The 18,551-nt window shown below is 31.4% G+C and carries 16 protein-coding genes; 1 reads left to right on the top strand and 15 read right to left on the bottom strand.

Going from position 1 to position 18,551, the window contains the following annotated elements:
• Positions 1–213: 213 nt before the first annotated feature.
• The 7 genes from LKE05_RS04340 to LKE05_RS04310 all read right to left on the bottom strand — a co-directional run bounded on the left by LKE05_RS04340 (position 214) and on the right by LKE05_RS04310 (position 7,404).
• Entirely contained in the window at positions 214–1,968 is a 1,755-nt protein-coding gene (locus LKE05_RS04340) for a phage/plasmid primase, P4 family (RefSeq protein WP_308456050.1), read from the bottom strand.
• Positions 1,969–2,122: 154 nt separating this feature from the next.
• A complete protein-coding gene (locus LKE05_RS04335; RefSeq protein ID WP_308456049.1) occupies positions 2,123–3,469 on the bottom strand; it encodes a hypothetical protein in 1,347 nt (448 codons plus the stop codon).
• On the bottom strand, positions 3,411–3,659 hold the full coding sequence (locus LKE05_RS04330) for a hypothetical protein (protein WP_308456048.1): 249 nt from the start codon (positions 3,657–3,659) through the stop codon (positions 3,411–3,413). The genes LKE05_RS04335 and LKE05_RS04330 overlap by 59 nt, the downstream gene beginning before the upstream one ends.
• Positions 3,660–3,923: 264 nt before the next feature.
• Positions 3,924–4,478, bottom strand: a complete 555-nt coding sequence (locus LKE05_RS04325) for a recombinase family protein (protein ID WP_117968769.1) — start codon at positions 4,476–4,478, stop codon at positions 3,924–3,926.
• A gap of 53 nt (positions 4,479–4,531) precedes the next feature.
• A complete protein-coding gene (locus LKE05_RS04320; RefSeq protein ID WP_308456047.1) occupies positions 4,532–6,496 on the bottom strand; it encodes a DnaJ domain-containing protein in 1,965 nt (654 codons plus the stop codon).
• Positions 6,497–6,568: 72 nt separating this feature from the next.
• On the bottom strand, positions 6,569–6,844 hold the full coding sequence (locus tag LKE05_RS04315) for a hypothetical protein (RefSeq protein ID WP_308456046.1): 276 nt from the start codon (positions 6,842–6,844) through the stop codon (positions 6,569–6,571).
• A 23-nt stretch (positions 6,845–6,867) separates the two neighbouring features.
• A complete protein-coding gene (locus LKE05_RS04310; RefSeq protein WP_308456045.1) occupies positions 6,868–7,404 on the bottom strand; it encodes a tetratricopeptide repeat protein in 537 nt (178 codons plus the stop codon).
• 215 nt (positions 7,405–7,619) lie between these two features.
• Between LKE05_RS04310 and LKE05_RS04305 the strand changes: the two genes are divergently transcribed.
• Complete coding sequence (locus LKE05_RS04305; protein WP_022231133.1) at positions 7,620–7,817, top strand: ribbon-helix-helix protein, CopG family; 198 nt, start codon at positions 7,620–7,622, stop codon at positions 7,815–7,817.
• A gap of 103 nt (positions 7,818–7,920) precedes the next feature.
• Here LKE05_RS04305 and LKE05_RS04300 read toward each other — a convergent pair whose 3' ends face one another.
• The 8 genes from LKE05_RS04300 to LKE05_RS04265 form a co-directional block, all read right to left on the bottom strand.
• Positions 7,921–8,841: a class II glutamine amidotransferase gene (locus LKE05_RS04300; RefSeq protein ID WP_308456044.1), complete on the bottom strand. Its 921-nt coding sequence runs from the start codon at positions 8,839–8,841 to the stop codon at positions 7,921–7,923.
• Between the two features lie 3 nt (positions 8,842–8,844).
• Positions 8,845–9,915, bottom strand: a complete 1,071-nt coding sequence (locus tag LKE05_RS04295) for an amidoligase family protein (RefSeq protein WP_308456043.1) — start codon at positions 9,913–9,915, stop codon at positions 8,845–8,847.
• A gap of 14 nt (positions 9,916–9,929) precedes the next feature.
• Positions 9,930–10,217 (bottom strand): DUF960 domain-containing protein, encoded by a 288-nt coding sequence (locus tag LKE05_RS04290; RefSeq protein WP_308456042.1) that lies wholly within the window; start codon positions 10,215–10,217, stop codon positions 9,930–9,932.
• Between the two features lie 370 nt (positions 10,218–10,587).
• Positions 10,588–11,487, bottom strand: coding sequence for an Abi family protein (locus tag LKE05_RS04285; protein ID WP_308456041.1), 900 nt, complete (start codon positions 11,485–11,487; stop codon positions 10,588–10,590).
• Between the two features lie 316 nt (positions 11,488–11,803).
• On the bottom strand, positions 11,804–13,723 hold the full coding sequence (locus LKE05_RS04280) for a UvrD-helicase domain-containing protein (RefSeq protein WP_308456040.1): 1,920 nt from the start codon (positions 13,721–13,723) through the stop codon (positions 11,804–11,806).
• Positions 13,708–15,924 (bottom strand): ATP-dependent nuclease, encoded by a 2,217-nt coding sequence (locus LKE05_RS04275; protein WP_308456039.1) that lies wholly within the window; start codon positions 15,922–15,924, stop codon positions 13,708–13,710. Before LKE05_RS04275 ends, LKE05_RS04280 begins: the two co-directional genes overlap by 16 nt.
• 66 nt (positions 15,925–15,990) lie before the next feature.
• The gene (locus tag LKE05_RS04270) at positions 15,991–16,308 is read right to left on the bottom strand and encodes a hypothetical protein (RefSeq protein WP_308456038.1); all 318 of its coding nucleotides are present in this window, start codon (positions 16,306–16,308) and stop codon (positions 15,991–15,993) included.
• A gap of 215 nt (positions 16,309–16,523) precedes the next feature.
• Complete coding sequence (locus LKE05_RS04265; protein ID WP_308456037.1) at positions 16,524–18,431, bottom strand: transglutaminase domain-containing protein; 1,908 nt, start codon at positions 18,429–18,431, stop codon at positions 16,524–16,526.
• Between the last annotated feature and the right edge of the window lie 120 nt (positions 18,432–18,551).

Genomic DNA, 18,551 nt, shown 5'->3' with positions numbered 1-18,551 from the left:
TATCTTCAATAATTCTGATTCAAGTATTTGCTTACTCTTTGGCGGTCTGATTTTAATGTGCATAGTATCACCTCCTATAAAATGGTATGAATTAAATTCCATGTTATATGTGCCGGTGTGCCGAAAAAACTTGAAAAATTTTTTAAAATATGATATAATATAGATATATTATAAAAAACTTTTGTGAAAAATTTCGGCACAGCGGCACAAGTTTTACTTTGTAAAAGCTAAACCTTCATAAGCAGCAATCGGATTTTTAGAACCGTTAATTCGTTTACGTTCTAACTTGACCTGTGAATAGTTCAACGTTATATAGTTCAGTATGTCATGCGACTTAACGTTTACGTTCCTTTTGTATGCGAATTCCTCATAACGCTTTTGCACTTCTACTCTTGATATAAGTGAATCTTCCTTAAATTCAAGATATTTTTCAAAAAACACTTGTTCTGGGCAATAACGTGATTTATACAATAACAAAACAGCTTTCGACTCTTTAGTCAAACTAAATACAAAGTTGTTTTCAACCAAACGTTTTAAACCTTTGATTGCCCACGTTAAAATATAATCACGTTCTTCGAAAAGTTCTTCGGCAATGTTTAAATTTCTTTGTCCTTCCGGAATTGATTTTGTGAACGGAACAATAATAAGTCGTTCAAAAAATGCTGCAGCATTGTTGGCATCAAGTCGATTAAGAGGTACAAATTGATTTGTTCCAAATGCAAGCTTGCAATAACATGGCTGACTGGTTGGATTTTTGTACAATTCCTTGGTCTCTATGACATCCAAGCTTGATACAACACTCTTAAAAACTCCGATATCCTTAATAGGTGCTTGCGGTAAATCTGATGCGATATTCACTGTTGCGTCCTTTAATTGTGCAACATGGCATGAATCTGATAATTGTTGTAAAGCGACATTGCTCACATTTTCCTTTCCAATAATTTTACCTATTACATTTAGAAGTACAGATTTTCCTGAATTCGGTACACCATAGAAGATAAATGCCTTTTTCGCCCAAACGTATGTTGAAAGTAGGTAGCCGATCACTTCCTGCAAGAATTGAATGCTATCTTTATTACCTGCTGTAATATCTTTTAAAAATCGCTTGAATACTTTGCCTTTAGCGTTTTTATCATATTTTGCTTGAATGTATGATGTAAATCCAAACTGCGGAGAGTGTTTTTCAAGCTCACCCGTTTCCAAGTTGTATACACCGTTCTCACAATTAATCAGCGGCAAATTTATCATTTGCGTTAAGTCTCGTTGAATATCAGGGTTCAACAGCAGATGTTTGTAGGCTTTATTTACATTATCAGCCGAAACAACAAGCCTTTCGTCATTAGAAAATTGATTCATCAGATCACGCTTAACATATGATGCTACACGTTTTACAAAGCACCCATGTGCCTTGTCGTAATAGTATATTTCATCTTGACAGCTTGCAATAAAATTACTCGCGCTAAATAGTTCACTTATAATTGATGAAACGTTCGGACTGGCACCCTTTAAAGCCTCCTCTTTCAACATTTCAACCTTGCGTGCAATTTGCTTAATTTTCCTACGTTTTAATGATTTGTCTTTAAAGCGTTTGGAGCTTTTGTGTTTAGTTTTTGACTTCTCGGAATGTGATTTTTCTGATTTCTCAAAATCGCCCAACAGTTCGAACAACTGCTTAGTGGATTCTGAAATTGCATCTTTTTGATTCGACTTAACATCCTCTCTGATTGCCCCGGATGACTTTATGATTATTCTGCCGTCAGCGTCACGTTGTAACCCGTCATGCTTGTCGTTCTTCTTAATTGCACAGTCTGCCAAATTTGTTACAGTTTTCTTTGATTTAGTTGTTTCATCCATAGTGACTTTGTCTTTTCCAAACTCACTTTGCCTCTCCAATGACGATTTAATAATGTAACGTCCATTTTTATCTGTCATAACATTTTGATTATTATTTAGTTTTTCATCTTGCATTTTAACTGCCTCCTTAAATATTTAATATAAGGATAATTGACCTTATTTTCAACAAATGAAAATGGCAGGACTCATATCCTGCCATTATAATATCATTGAAACACTTCATTTTTAAGGGTATAAAAATGCATTTTATTTAAAACTATACAAATAATCACTTATTTACATATATCCTATTTAGGTATTTTATCACAGATCGATAGTTCTGCATTCTTTTTATCATATGATATTCTCCATCTTTCATATATCCAAAAGATTTATCAAAATATTCGCAAGAGCTATTACTATACATAATCTCATCTATATACTCAGAAATTTCTCTGTTCAAATAGTTGCATTCTCTTTTTTTATATTTCGCATTTATATTAAATTTGTTATTTATAAACATATTTGCAAAGATAATTGATACACAGCATTTTGTGTATTCTGAAATTACATCTAATTCATTTATCCATTGTATTGTTTCGTTTATTTTTTCAAACCCTAACCCCCATAATTTGCAAATTTTTTCAAGTCCAAAAACTATATCATTCAACTTGAGTATATTTAATAGTGGGTTAGATATTACTTTATTTATGTCTTCGCCAATATAAAGTCCAGTTTCAATAGTTCTACCTTTTACATCAAAAAAGACTTGATAAACATCTTTGCACGCTTTATCTTCAATTTGGTGTGAATAATATAAAATATCAAGTTCATTTTTTAAAGGATTATAACAATGCAATTTTTTCACATCGTTTTTTCTGCTACTTATTACAGTTTCATCTACATTTTTTAAATTAGCAATAGCAAATGCCCAAGCAGCCATAATATTTATCTTGGAATCTCTCTCCAGAAAAAAGTCTAATTTAAATCTATTAATATCTGCCTCTTTTTCTATTTCATCATAACCTTTAATAAAAGTCTCTATCATATCTTTATTAATCGCTTTTGTATCATAATACAAAAAATTCCCTATTTTTTTATTATCTAAAAGAAAATTATAATAATCAATATCTTTCACCTTTTCTTTCATTTCCATTTCATTTGAATAACCAAAATATTTAAGATGTTCATCATTACGACTTTTATTTTCTTTATGTAATTTTTTTATACGTTTTTCTTTTGCATCAATTTTCACATCGCTATTCCTTTGATACTGTTGTTCATAATTATTTATGATGCTGTATACAGATGTTTGTGTAAATTGATCTTTCATATCGTCAAGTGTTTTAAATAATGTTATGATTTCTAATATTTTAAAATCATAATGATACAAATCTAATAATTCTTTGACGCTTTTAACTTTATGTTTAAACATAAATGGTCTCATTGCTATTTTTAATACTATTGATACAGTATTTTTTATAATTTCGAAAATATGTTCTATATCATCTAGGTAATCACCATTATCATAATTTAACAATACCTCATTATTATCCCCCAACAATCTTTCTATCTTTTCAATTGTATATTCCTTTTCTTCTATAGATGCCCTCGGAAAAACTTCTTCTAAATTCATATTTATACACCTTTCTTTTGTTATCGTATATATTTATCCGACAAAAATAGATATCAAGAGTATTTTGTTCTATCGCAAGTGATGAATATATTGGTTTGTATTCTGTTTGTTGCGGTGTAGAATTCATCGATATTTTATCTGTAACACTTGCTCTGCCTACAAGCTCCGCAATCTCTATTACATCTGCCATGATACATTTATTTATTTCAAACGACGGTTGTTTGTCAATGCTCTCACCTCTTGATTTGATTATATCATTCCATCAATCAAAAATCAAATCATCAATCATTTTGTTGATTAATGACTTGATTAATAGTCATATATAAAACCATCGTTTTTGAAACATTTTGAAATTGTATCATAAATCCATCTCAAAACCTTTAATTCCGTATCAAAACTCATCTCAAAATCAATATCTCAAAAACCTACCTTTATGAAAATATCATACCCATTTTTACTTTTTCAAATGCCGGTATAAAGTAGCACGTTTTACTCCGGTAAGTTCTTCAATTTCGGACATGGTATATTCTTTTGTATCGTACAGTCTTTTTGCCTTGTCAATCAATTCACTGCTTATCGGCGGTCTGCCGCCTTTTCGCCCTCTCGCACGAGCGGCGGAAAGTCCTTCTCTTGTTCTGTCTGCAATACAGTCACGCTCAAATTGACTTATAGCACTTATTAATGTAAACAATAGCTTACCGGTTGCCGTAGTTGTGTCTATGTTTTCTTTAAGTGAAACAAGATTGACTTTCTTCTTATTGAATAACTCCATAAGTTCAATCAAATCTTTTGTCGAACGACCTAACCTTGAAAGTGATTCTATCACAACAGTATCTCCCTCCGATAATCTGTCAAGCATTTTCTCAAGCTCCGGACGATTACGTTTTGTGCCAGTCATCTTCTCACTGTATATCTGATTAACACCATACTCCGATAACATATCAATCTGTCTGTCAAGTACCTGCTCCTCAGTTGATACTCTCGCATATCCAAATTTGTAATTCTTCATAACTTCGCCTCCAATAAAAAAACACCGAAAGTATTAACTTTCAGTGTTCATAGTTATCCTATATTATTTAATATATTATTTTTTTCATTTGTAATTTCTTGAAATATTTCCTTTGCATCATTTTGTTTACACAAGTCAGGATGATATTGTTTTGCAAGTTTTCGATACTCTGCATTCAATATATTTTCATCACTATGTGCTTGAGGAGAAAACCAACTACTGCCATAAGGTCTGTCCACATTTAATGTACAAGTATATCTGTTTGTATTATTACTATTGCTTTTGGTATTCCTTTTAGAATATTTATACTCAGATTTAGTTTGCTTATTTTTCTTTACTTCTCCAAACGGATTATCATAGTACATTAAATTTAATCTTATATCATTCGGTACGACAAACAAAAAAGATTGATAAATATATAGCAATACATCATTCGTGCTGTCACTAAGTATATGGTATAACAATTCGTTGTTCTTAAAAACAGCTAATATTAAGCTAACAAATTCATCATCACTTTTTTCCAACTCTCGAATATACAAATCTACACTGTTAATCTTATCGTTCAATTCATCTTTTATTTCAAATTCTAATTCATTATATTCTATCTGCAAATCCTTTATTTCTTCTCTTAAATTTTTAGACTGTTCAGTCAAAGTTTCAATATTGACTCTTAAATTTTGTACTGCCCCATAATCTCTTTCTTCATAAGCAATTCTAAGTTCTCTTTGTAACTTGTTGGTGTAGTCCACGATTGATTTTGCTTGATTTCTTTTATCTTCACACTCTTTCTTTAATTCGTCAACATATTTTTTCTTTTTTATCAAGGTTTCTGTTGTCAGTAAACAAATGTCTTGTCTGTAACTCACAGATAAATAAAAAGCTACCGTACTATAATCATACAATCTATCCGTATCATCACTTATCGTCCATAATTTATCTCTTAAAAAATCTACAATTACATCCGTTTGATTTAAAATAATTGCATAATGTAAAGGTGTTAAGCCAATGCTGTCTGTCCAATCCCAACATTCCTCAGGCGGTGTAATACCTTCTTCAATATCCTCATACACAAGTTTCATTTGAGCATTGTAATACTTTCCTTTGAAAAAATCAAGATTACGTCTTGTTCCTATATCAAAGTCCTTTAAAATATTATCTTCATACATTTCATCATTTCTTAACCTTATATTTATGTATGCAAGAATCAAATTGTAATCCTTTGATAATGCATTTTGATTTAGAATATTATCATGTACTTTTTGTAAATACTCTAAATTCATTTCCACTTCAACATTTGATAAATCACTGATAAATGATTTTATATATGTCTGTATATTATTCTCAACCATATTCCGAATAGCAGTATCTTCTATATTAGAAACAAATGTCTTAAATTCAGCTTGATTTGACATTCTGAATTTTTCCTCTGCTCTTAAAAATATTATTTTTTTCTTCAATCTTTTATTTTTTTGAAGTTCATTTAAAGCTGCATCTAATTCTTCGGGCAAATCTCCACATTTTATCCCTTGTGCAGACACTAATACAATTTCATAATATTCATTGTCATTCTGTTCTTTTGCCCAAGTATATTTTCTTATGAGAATTGACTGCATCTTTTTCATAAAATCAATAAGTTCAATTCCTGCTTTATTGACACCGAAAACAGTATCTCCCCTCATAATTCTTGCTTCCTCGGAATTTACCATTACCACTTCTGCCATATCATTTTTTTGCAATATAACATAACGACATAACTCCGAAAACGGTACCCTATTTACTTCTGCCCAATCATCATGACTCGGATGGTGATAAATAGCACAGTCCGTAATAATGTTACCACCTAACGATAATGGTGCTAAGATTATTGAACTTTTAATAAATGCAACAATTTTTTCACTGCGTGGAATTTCGTAAGCCTCATATATATTATCTATATTTTTAATCTTACTTGTGTCAAAATTTATTTTTGTATAGGTGTGCGGTATTTCTTTTATTTCAGACAAAAATGATTTTTGCATATAATTTTCTCCTCTGTTACAAATAAAAAAGTAAATGACCGTACTTTTATATACGGTCATTTGTCAGTTATATTAAAATTCAATCCATGAATGCATACCATATGGTGAATTTTTGCATCCTCCTGCCAATTTTACACTTGGACGTTCAGTTCTTTCACCACTATAAGATTTCAATCTTTTTCCACAGAACTGACATTCCCAACCATGCGACCCACCACCAAAGCTTCTAGGTCTATTAAAACTGTCAACCCATTCACGTGCACAAGCCTTTCTATATTCATCCATAATTTTTTCTTCTCTTGCTTTAGCTAACCAACCAATAAGTCCGCCGCCTGTAAAAATTTTCATGATTTTTCCTCCTCCTTATATGATCATATTTGATTATTTAGTTCTTCCAATTCTTTTATTTTTTTCCTCAATATTTTTGCTCTCTCAGGATTAGCTGCAACTCCAATTCCATTTTCAAAGCAATTTGCTAACAATTCCGTTGCACAAAGCACATTTTTCTTATCTGCTTGTGTTAAAAAATACAATGCATAAAAATAATCTTTTTCTACATATTTTCCATTCAAATAAAAATAGCCCAAAGCATATTGTGCCAGTCCATAGTTTTGCCTTGATAAATCACGAATTTCAGCCAAACCAGTTTCCACATCTCCATCATCTATTTTTTTCATAGCATATTCTAACTGATCACGTCGCATTTCTTGAGTCTTTCTTATATTTTCCATACCTTTTAGCATACGTTGTTGAAAATACTTTGTATCCTCTTCACTTAAACCAAAATCTTCATTGATGTTATTCTCATCAAAGCTATTCTCATCTTCCTCATAATTAATCGCTGATATATACGAATTTATAAGAATGTCAGATACTATATTAGAAAATAATTCCGAAAACAATCCCATATTAACTCCTCCTTTATTAATTATTAATTTTAATCTTCTATTTATCATACTAAAACAGAATTATATTTTCATTAAAAATAATGTCTATTTTTGTTATTTCGATTATAACACATCAAATCACAAATTGCAATACTATTGCAATTATTTTTTATTGCTTTTTGTCCTCTTTAATAAGTTTAGCGTTAAAGTATATAATAATATTGAGGTGACTGACTATGCTTAATCAAAAAAAATTTGTTGTAACTCCTAAAACAGAAAGTTCTGTTACTGTTACAGTAAGAATCGAAAAAGAATCACACGACCGACTTGAAGAGTTAGTTTTAAAAAGTGGTCGCAGCAGAAACGAACTTATTAACAAAGCTATTAAATTTGCTCTTGATAATCTTGAATTTGACGACGGAAAAGAGGAATAAAATTATCCCTCTTTTCTTTTGTCGTTGTAGTAATTGAGCAGCGTTGTTATACATATTTCGACCAAGCCGAAAAGCAGCTGTTCAATATACTTGTTGTTTGGTGTTACACTTCCAAGAAATCATCTGCGTACAACATTTCCTCCACCTCCTCCGGCGTAAAGCCGTTATTTAGCAAACAGTCGATTTCATCGCTGTCATACCCGTAATACTGTGCGACGCTCTTTATGTCGTCTACATACTCGTTGGCATTTGAATATTCAAACCCCTTTCGCCAATCGTAACCGCAACTTCCGTATTCGTCAAAGTCAAACTTAGTTTTCTGTATCTTGCCTTTACTTGATATTTTAAGTATTTCACCGTCTTGTATTTCAATATCTTCATAATCTCCACATTTCAAGTCGCGAAACAATTCTGTATCAACAAGTGCTTTCCAAAGTATCGATATTGTTGATGCATACACATATACTTGTCTTTTCTTGAAATGCAATATTGATATTGGACTGTCGCCTTTGACTATGTAAAGATTATCATTTGAATCAAGCACCGAAAACGAGAAACTACCCTCAACTTCTTCAGCCATATATTTAAGGCTCTTAAAATCAAGTTTCTTTTGCGATTCAATCAACTGCACTGCAATATAGCTGTCGGTATCAATAATTGTTGACGGCAATCTAAGTTCACGTCTTAATTTTTTGTCATTGCAAATTATGCCGTTATGTGCAAGTGCAAATTCTTCGTCGCCACACATACCTTTAAACGGGTGATTATTACCGTTAAAATTTAGTGTCCCTTGTGTAGCATGACGAGTATGCCCCATTACTGCAACTGTATTTTTAGGGACACTAAATGTCATTTCATATGCACTCTTACTTTTCTTAAATACAATAAGTTTACCGTTCTTGTTATATGCAATTCCGGTTGCGTCTGTACCTCTGACCGCACTTTCAACGGCAAGTGCTTCCGTTATTTCTGCCATGTCTTTTACCTTATTTCCATATGATAACACACCATACAATCCACACATATCTTACTCCTCCAATCCTCTTATCTTCAAGTATTCCTTTAATTCTGCTTTATCTGCTGATACTGTTTCCGCAAACTCTTTCCATGTCATTGTCTGAAATTCCTCATCCGTCAGATTTATCGCCATTTCACAAAGCAAATCCACAAACTGCAATGTAGCCATAAATGTTTTGTACCTTAACGTACCTCTGAATATTCTTAGTTCAACAGTAAAGGTGTTTGTAAGATTAACTGCCGTGTATCTACCAAGTCCAGATGTTTTTGCACCTTTTAAACTTTCTTTAGGATTATCCATACTGCAACCGTATCTTGACGCCCATCTGTCAGCTTGAGTTTCGGTACGGCGAGAAAATCTCAATATCTTATCCCAAAACTTCTCGAAGAAATACACAATTCTTGCAATAGTGTTTTCCTGCTCCTCTACACTTTCGCCGAGTGCGGCTCTGTTTATATGCACATGCAATCCGCACGTTCCGCTGTTGTGACTGTAATATCCCATTTCAAGTGCTTCGTCTAAAATCTTTTTCCAAAGTATTGTTTTGGTATGATATTCCAAAGTCGCAGGATGACTTACAATTTCAAAACCTTCATCAAGCGAGCCGTCATGCTTGCAATAAATATGCTCATTAATTCGATTGCCTATATTCAAAATTCTCTCGGCATTATCGTCATATTCACCGCCTTCATCTATTTCAAGCTCTATGCCGTAATGCGGTTGTCCCTTGCCGTAAAATATCGGATCCGGTTTGTAGTAATAATCGTGTATTATGGAATCGTTTATTTCGTCATAACAGTTTTGGCAGTACGGTTCATCATTGTGATAACATACATCATCTCGGCAAACGTCATCACCACATTCGGTACAAGTTTCGTATAGATTGTCATAGCAATCTTGGCAATACTCGCCGTTCCTCGAATCGTCACGCCATATACTTCTGCCGCAATGGCTGCACTCCGTCACTCGTTGATTAAAACAGTCGGTACATAATATCGTTCCGTCAAATCTTATTGCATTTTGAGAACTTACTTCTTCTCCGCATAAATCGCATCGTACATTTTTATTTTCTTCACTCATTTTCTTTTCCTCCGTTAATATTCATAATTAAATAGCATTGTTGAATGTGTCACATCGTCTATGACAAAAATCTTTGCACACAAAAAAGGAGTACCTGTTTCAAACAGATACTCCTTTTCATATTCCGGTTGTTCCTGTGAATGAACAATCTTCTGTTTTCCGTTTTCCTCCAATAAGTCGAATACTTGTAAATAGTCCTTTGGCTCGTCCATGGTGTCAATCATATTCCACATTATCACTTGTAACAATAGCGGTACTTTCTCCGCAATCCCGCTTGTAACAAATCTTTTCCCACTAAACATCTCAATCCTCCTTTTCAATTTATTTAGTCTGTGACTATTCACATATATACTATATATTTATAACTTCGGAAAAGCCAAAATAAAAAAACTGCGATATGTTACTTTTTTCAGTAATTATATCGCAGTTTTGATTTTTTGTATTTCATTTGTTGCCTGTGTTATAGATCTCTTTAGCAATATTGACATCTTCCACTACCTAATTATAAATAATACAAATTCAATATTATTTAGTTTATATGAATAAAAAAAAGGGTGATATTACACCCCCTATAAATCATTCAAAAAAAACTAAGGGAAGACCATAGTCCTCCCTTTACAAAAAATAGTACAACTATTTCTTTTGTTATCGCTAACCATTATAACATAGATTTTAAATATTGTCAATAATTTTCTTAAAAAAGCTATAAGAACTTTTTATGATTTGTTGATTTTCAAAATATTGTTTATTTTTCACCATACGTCCATTAACAAAACTATTCAATTCTCTAAATCTATGTTTTTTTATTGTTTCCGGAGTCAGTTCTTTATATACATATATGAGACATACTATTTCATAAATTACTCTACTCTTTAATCGTAGTCTTCTTACACTCGGACTAATACCATATATTCCTGATATAAAATTCGATATTTGCTTGTTAGGCATACAATCACTTTTTCTTAATTGTGATAATATACAATTATTATGTGCACAAGCGTTTCTTAAACTTTTTATACTTGGTATTAATTTTTCATATTTGTTCTCAATATTATGTTCTTTATGGTAATACTCATAAAACTTCAAAAAATCACCAAATGTAATACATTCTAAGAAATCCCACAATCTACATTTACTATAATTTGATATTGTTTCATTGTCATCATCAAATTCAAAACAATAATTAATCAAATCTCCACAGTAAGTAGCGTTTCTTTTATAATATATGTTCTTTTTTATATATTGATACTTTGAATCTGAAAAAAACTTATCTATACTCTCATATCCATCATCATTTACCGATTCTGCTTTTGCTAACAAATCAATTTTCAAATAATGTTCTATATCTAAACACATTTTTATTATTAAAAATCTTAAATGCATATCAATAGTTGATAATTCTCTTAAATATTGAAAATCCAAATCTCTGTATTTCCCTTTATTTTCTCCTGATGGATAGTGATCATACATTTTTCTATACGCAGATACCCGAAAATAATTATTATTTTTCTTTAAAAATTCTTTTGCCTCACTCTCTGAACAATAATTAAAAGTAATTCCCTTCTTTTTCATTTTTTTAATTAAATCTTCTACAGATAAAAGTGGCTTTTCGATAATTAATCACCTTACTTCCAATTATTTTTCATGATTATACCATATATCACAATTTATTTCAACATAAAACAAAAAAATAAAGTTTGATATAATGTTATTTCTAAAAATTATTCATTCTATAGGCTGCCACTATGTTCCAAATAAATAACGTTCAAATTCTCGATTTGTGTTTAAAAGAATTATTTACACTATATTTAAATATATTACAATTCATAAATTAAATAAACAAGAAGCTTTACATGACAAAACTTCTTGTTTATTTAAAATCAATTTATCATATTACATTATAAATTTCTTGACAATTATCTTCACCAAACCATGATTTTGCTGTTTTCAACATTGCATCAGTAGGTTTGTCACAATACACAACCAAATTATCCATTGCTCTAGTACAGCATACGTAAAATAATTTTTGAGTTCTCAATAATACGTCTTGCTTACAGTTTTTATTTTGTGGATCTAATAAATATTTGAAATTATAACTATTCCATTTTCCATTATCTAATATTATTAAAACATTTTTAAACTCTTCTCCTTTAATTTTATGTTGGGTAGATAATGGAGAAAAACCTTCCAAATAATTATATAAACTTATAAATTCAATATATTTCACTTCAGATACACGGCTATATAAATATTGATTACTTTTTATAAAGTCATTTATTGTATCATCTAATATACACAGATCGCTTTTGTCAGCATATGATATTACATCACCAATCGTTTTATTTTCCATACTTGACAGCTCAGAAATCTTATCGTGTATTTTTTCCTTATCTTTAATTGATGTAATTCTGAAAGATGTTCTTCTCAAAAAATCATTATATTTTTTTTCTTTATACATTTTAACTAATGATTGTATTTTAAACAAATGACGAATTAATTTATCCCTTTTTGATTGCGTTGAAGAAGTTTCATCTATTGCTTTCTTATCGGAAATGAGATTATCTTTATCAAAATATATTTTTTTTACATCAATAAATTTCATATTTTTAACCAAGTCATACAATTTTTTATTCTCTGGTTCTTTAATGAAAACTTCAAATTTTGATTTCCCACGATTCTCAACCACCTTCACTTTATCAGAAAAAGTCCATTCAACTTCATTGACAACATCACCAAAGCTTTTATCTTCGTCAATAGAAATATTATTTTCTTTTATATGTTTACAAAATTCATTTTTTAGTTTTATAAGAGGATCTTTATCATAGATTTCCATTAATGACGGAAATCCAGCCGTATCCGCTATCAAATTATGTGTTAATCGGAGTTCTTTGGTTTCTTTTGAATCATTAAAATCCCATCCGACAAAACAACTGGCTTTTTTTAAATTATCATATGATATATTATCACCATATAAAAATTTAATGCTGCCTTGCTTTACAATTCCATTTTCCATATTAGGTGCATTAAAATCTTCTGAAGGTTCTTGCTTAAGATTATCTGTTCGAATTTTATTTGCCAAATCAATTACTGTTTGCGGATTTCTTCGATTTTGTTTTTTTACTATTTCAGTAACTTTTTTTAATTTAATATATTCATTTAAATCGCCTATTCCATTATTATATATGGCCTGCATCGAATCTCCAAAAAAACCAATTATACATTTATTTACATTGTCACCTCTCGGCAAAAAATCAAGTAAAATTTTTACAACTTCTGAAAATGTGTCTTGATATTCATCTACAAATATAAAATCATATTTATTATTCAATATGCTACACAATTTCGGATATTTTTCAAACATTTGATTTGCTAATATAATAATTTCATCATGAGATATTTCGCCATAATCTATACGAAGATGTTCTGTGTATTTTATTCCATCTTGAAAATTATTATCATATGGAGTTTCAACTTTTATATTTTTAAAAATTTGCTTATTTATTCCTTCAACAAGAGTTTCTTTCAATTCTTTCTGATAAGAATATATATTTTCCCACAAAAAATCATGTATAGTTGCAATTTTAAGTTTTTTATTAGCAACTCTGTTTTCAATTTCATGAACTGCTGCATTTGTGTATGTAATACACGCTATTTTCGATAATGGATTTTGAGAATAAATTTCATTAATAATCGAAACCAATGAATAAGTTTTTCCGCTTCCGGCACCACCATTTAGTACAAAATTTTTCTTATCATCTATAAGTTTAAATATTTCTGAAACCTCGTCTTCTGTTACTTTTGAAGCCATTCCAACCCCTCCTTTATGTAACTTGGTATTTCCCAATTAGCAAAATCTTTTCCATCCACACTTTCACTATTTAACAAAATGTCCATTGCAAATGATGTTTTTTTATTAACACAATCCTTTGCCAAATCATAACTATCTACTGATTTATTGAATATTTTTTTAACATTTTTCAAACCTTGAAAGTCTGAGTTACACTGCGTAATATTTTCTTTCTTAGTCTTTTTGCCACGTTCAGTAAATAAATTTCTATTCAAATGAAAAAATGCGTCTTCAAAGCTTCGTGCATTATATTCTTTCCCATCTTTATTATATTCTTTTATTTGATACACAATTAAAACATTTCCGTTCTCATCAGATTCCCACGATAAATTGCCATTGTCATCATATATGCCGGTTATTATCTTATCAGTAAGAGTTAGATTTGTAAGTATGTATTTTTCGCTAGCCTTTTGGTCTTCCATTTCAGTTTTATTTTTTGTATTTTGGCTATCAATTTCAAGTCTTTTTTTCAAATAATATTTTATAGCCGGATTACTTGTATGTGTACCATCATTAACTCGACTCGCTTGAAGAGTTGGTTTATTATCTTTATTTGTTTGATAACATTCAGTATCAATATCAGTAATTATAAGAGTTTTAATTCCTATAAACTGAATAAATTCTGCATATATCTCTGCGTAGTTTCCAACTTCTATAATAGAAATGTTTTGAGAAGAAAGTGGAATATCATATTCATTTTCTTGGTCTAACTTTTTTATCATTGCCGGAAGAAGTATTCGTTCTGTATCTCCCTCAATTAGTACTATTTTGTCAGCAAAAAAAACTTCTGCACGGTTTAATGTCAAATACTGTTTCAAGAATTTAAAATGATTATTCTTTGAACCCTTTTCTTTTTGATACATTATTTCCAAATCGCTTAAATTCTTAGATATAACATTATCTCCCTCATTAGTTTTAAAAAAATACTTAATATCATCAAAATCGCATTCTGCAACTATATGCGAAGAATGAGTAGTCATAAATGTTTGCAAATTTATCTTCTTCTCACTTTTATTTATTTTTCTACCTTCTTCTAATAATTTTTTTATATTTTTAATAAATATATATTGCATTTGTGGATGTGTATGTGCTTCAGGTTCTTCTATAAATAGAAGATTAATGTCTGCCGGTGACTCATCCTTCTTAGATTCCTTTCGAAAATCACATAGTTTTATCTCAATATTCATAATAATACTAAACAAATTTAAAAATCCTAAGCCATTATAATTTTCCGGCAGCGTACCATTTTGATTACCGTAAACAACCGTAGTGTTATTTCTTAACAAATTCATCTCTTTAATTCGAGAAATAACCTTTAATACAGTTTCATTTTTTCTCATACCACCAAATTCTGATATTCTTTCAGTTAACTGTTGAAATACATTCACATATATTCCACTAAATTCCTCATCGGTTTTATCTAATGCATCTTCAAATTCCCCTGATATTCTTGTATTATTACTTTCCATATCTTTAGTTCTTTCATAATACATACCAGCTAAAGTCGACAATTCTTCATCTTCAGTATTGGAAACATTTCTTCTTGCCCCGACATAACTAAATGCAATTATTTTTGAAATATCAATATCTTTATTATCTATAAATTTATAAATATCATTATCAACCTCGCCTTTTAAGTGATTATATAGTACACTGTATCGCTTAAATTCAAAATATATTTTATGTTTTTTATCCATGAATTTTGTAAATGCCTTTTCATTAGAAAGATTTTTTCGTGAGTTCCTATATGCATTAAAATCATCCCTTAATTTTTCAATATCTTTAAGAAAATAACAAAATCTAAGTACTACTGTTTTATTATCCGGATCCAAATCCAAAAAAAGTTCACTTATATTAGTTAAATCATCTTCATTTCCATATTCTATGTATATATCTATTTGAATACCCTTCAATTCATCTTCTGAAAAATCATTTTTTCCATCAATCACATCATATAATCTATTCTGAAAAGCCATACTGAAATCAAAATAATTAAACTTACCTACTTCTGATTTACTACCAATGCATTTACTTAATGCGGATAATAGAGATGTTTTTCCACAATTGTTTTTGCCTATGATAAGAGAAAGTTCTTTTTCACAATTTATACTTGTTTGTTTTAGTAATCTAAAATTATTAATGTCTATTTTAGAAATATTCATAAATTCAACCTCATTTCACATTTTATATTGACTTCATTGATTTATAATCCATAGATAATTGCATAACTATCTTGCACATTTTGAGCAAGGGCCTTTGCCGCTGGCTTGTGCTGCTGACAGAGTGGTTGCTCTTGCATTTTTACCGGCACAGCTTGCGCTGTAATGATATTTCTTTCCAGATGGGGTTACATATACTGTTGAACCGCGTACAACGCCGCTTGATGATAAGCTGCCACTTGAGCCGCCGCTTGAACTTCCGCTTGAGCTACTATTAGTTTTCGGCGGAGTATACGGTTCGGTATACCAACCTACTTTTTTATATGCATCTACCTCTGACTTCAACGTATATCTTGTTCTTCCGTCTGCCGAGAGCAAAATTCCCAATGTTTAAACACTTCATAATTTATTCTTTAAATTTATTTTCCTCATCCTTTCGCTTTGTAGATTTTCAGCTTTTATTCCAAATATACAAAATTATGTAGTGATAATTGAATTTATTATATCATTTTCGATAAAATATGTCAATATATTCCACAGAATATATCTTTATGCATACAAAAAAAAACGGTTTAAACATCTCGTTTAAACCGTTCAAAATCTTATTCCACTTCATATTCAACCGTGGCAAGTTCATTCATTTCGATGTCATACAGAGTTGCCGTAACAGTTCCGCTCGGTGTAAAATCCTTTGGATTCATCACTCTATATTCGCCTGCACCGTTTGTGATTACCTTTCTGTCTCCGACATTATCTCCGCACTTAAATCTGACTATATAAGAAGCTTCTTCCGTAACGGTAATATAAACACTGCCGTCTTTATAAGTAATACCATACTCCCAATCTTTCTTCGGCAATGTAATCTTCACATTACCATATTCAGAGGTATATAGCTCATATCCTTCTTCTGTCATTGTCGACGGTTTTGTATACTTTTTTGTCCACACCGATTCGTCCGATAAATTTGGGATTGTTTTTTCTTCCGTTACGTTCGGATAACCCTCAAGCGAACGAATAATTTTTCCGCTTTCGGTCAATGTCGGGTCTTCAGATATGCTCCAAGCACCCCACCAATGAGCATAAAGCGTCACATCATCGCCTGAAATTTCTTCAAAGTTTTCAACTTTTGTTCCGCCGACTTTTTCGGTGTACCAACCGCCAAACACCAAACCATCTCTTGTCAGCTCGTCAAACGAACCGTCGCCATCTGTCCAATAATTGCTGATATATTTGCTACTTGTCGTGTTTCCGCCGCTGTAATTTGAGTCAAATGTAACATTGCGTTCCTTTATATCAGTCGGAAGCGGAATAGTCTTTACCACAATCACACCCACCGGCATATCGTTTTCATAATAATCTCTTACAACCTCAATGTTATTTCCGTTTTGCCTTAGTCGACAGAAAACAACATCTTTAATATTCTTGATTGCATATGTATAATATTTATTGGTTTCAAAGCTATAAAGATACACTGTGGATTGACTCGTTACAAAGCTCGGTCTAAAGAAACAAATATATTTGCTGTCCTCAGTTATAATATAGCTTGTCGGTTTCGCTCCGTTTTCTTCTGATGAAGGTATAAGTGTTTCTGTAAAATCAGAAGTAGTTTTCACTTTGTCCATATCAATATAGTAGAATTTCTGAATATCATCATTCCATATAAATTGCATATAAAAACCGGTAAACATATCATATTTTTCATAAGTCGTATCCGTACAATGCGTAGCATAATCTACATATCCTGCTCTGTTCAATACAGTATCACTTACTAAAAAGTACCCACGACTCACTGTGCCCAGCAAATCGGGAACAGGGTCATCTGCCGTAACATCAACATGATATTTTTTTCCGCCGATTGTAACGCAGCTCCAAGCATGAAGTTGCGGATCCTCACCCAAATGTAGCGGTTTTCTTCCCAACACATACGTTGCCGTCACTCCGACTCTGCCAAGTAGGTCGTTATATGCATTAGCATAACCGTCACAAACGGCATAACCCTCTACAATCGCACCGTACGCAGTGTGTGCATTCGGTCTTGATGTCGTCACATCATACTGACAATTCATCACAAGCCAGTCGTGAAGTGCCAATGCTTTTTGAAGTTCCGTCATATCCTTGCCCTTATTTTTGCCGAGAGCCTCACGAAGTGCTTTATCGACCGCCGCCTCATATATGGTTTCTTTATCTTCGTCCGAAATGACATCTGTTACCGTAACGGCATCTGAAAGCGGGTTCATTGTTTCTAATCCGTCCCAATACATAACCTTGTCGCCGTTTTTTACATTAAGCACCGTACTGCTGCTTTCCGTCACATACTCTTTCACAACCTTTGTAAGTTTTCCGTCCTCGTCATACGATGCAACAATCGCAACACCCGACGTGCCGTTTCCGACAACTGCTTTGCCATCCACTACAATAATTGCCAAGTCTGCCGCCGAAACACTCACCGACATAACAAACAAACCTATCAGCACCGCAATTACTGATATTAATTTCCCATAGTTTTTCATATTTATCCCTCCCTTAAACGCAATAATATCACGTTCTTTTATAATAATTATATCAGAACGCTATAATATTTTCTACTGCTTTAATAAAAAAATATACAGGTAAGCCTTATTTAAAATAGA

Origin of the sequence: Hominilimicola fabiformis, assembly GCF_020687385.1 — a bacterium.
Lineage (GTDB): Bacteria > Bacillota > Clostridia > UBA1381 > UBA1381 > Hominilimicola > Hominilimicola fabiformis.
The sequence above is the reverse complement of the archived record's forward strand: the minus strand, read 5'-3'. Positions and strand labels throughout refer to the sequence as shown.

Excerpts from the sequence above, each read along its gene's own strand:
- LKE05_RS04320 (WP_308456047.1), bottom strand. The coding sequence starts at position 6,496 with ATGCAAAAATCATTTTTGTCTGAAATAAAAGAAATACCGCACACCTAT.
- LKE05_RS04265 (WP_308456037.1), bottom strand. The coding sequence starts at position 18,431 with ATGAAAAACTATGGGAAATTAATATCAGTAATTGCGGTGCTGATAGGT.
- LKE05_RS04315 (WP_308456046.1), bottom strand. The coding sequence starts at position 6,844 with ATGAAAATTTTTACAGGCGGCGGACTTATTGGTTGGTTAGCTAAAGCA.
- LKE05_RS04295 (WP_308456043.1), bottom strand. The coding sequence starts at position 9,915 with ATGAGTGAAGAAAATAAAAATGTACGATGCGATTTATGCGGAGAAGAA.
- LKE05_RS04285 (WP_308456041.1), bottom strand. The coding sequence starts at position 11,487 with ATGAAAAAGAAGGGAATTACTTTTAATTATTGTTCAGAGAGTGAGGCA.
- LKE05_RS04290 (WP_308456042.1), bottom strand. The coding sequence starts at position 10,217 with ATGTTTAGTGGGAAAAGATTTGTTACAAGCGGGATTGCGGAGAAAGTA.
- LKE05_RS04310 (WP_308456045.1), bottom strand. The coding sequence starts at position 7,404 with ATGGGATTGTTTTCGGAATTATTTTCTAATATAGTATCTGACATTCTT.
- LKE05_RS04330 (WP_308456048.1), bottom strand. The coding sequence starts at position 3,659 with ATGGCAGATGTAATAGAGATTGCGGAGCTTGTAGGCAGAGCAAGTGTT.
- LKE05_RS04325 (WP_117968769.1), bottom strand. The coding sequence starts at position 4,478 with ATGAAGAATTACAAATTTGGATATGCGAGAGTATCAACTGAGGAGCAG.
- LKE05_RS04305 (WP_022231133.1), top strand. The coding sequence starts at position 7,620 with ATGCTTAATCAAAAAAAATTTGTTGTAACTCCTAAAACAGAAAGTTCT.
- LKE05_RS04335 (WP_308456049.1), bottom strand. The coding sequence starts at position 3,469 with ATGAATTTAGAAGAAGTTTTTCCGAGGGCATCTATAGAAGAAAAGGAA.
- LKE05_RS04340 (WP_308456050.1), bottom strand. The coding sequence starts at position 1,968 with ATGCAAGATGAAAAACTAAATAATAATCAAAATGTTATGACAGATAAA.
- LKE05_RS04275 (WP_308456039.1), bottom strand. The coding sequence starts at position 15,924 with ATGAATATTTCTAAAATAGACATTAATAATTTTAGATTACTAAAACAA.
- LKE05_RS04280 (WP_308456040.1), bottom strand. The coding sequence starts at position 13,723 with ATGGCTTCAAAAGTAACAGAAGACGAGGTTTCAGAAATATTTAAACTT.
- LKE05_RS04300 (WP_308456044.1), bottom strand. The coding sequence starts at position 8,841 with ATGTGTGGATTGTATGGTGTGTTATCATATGGAAATAAGGTAAAAGAC.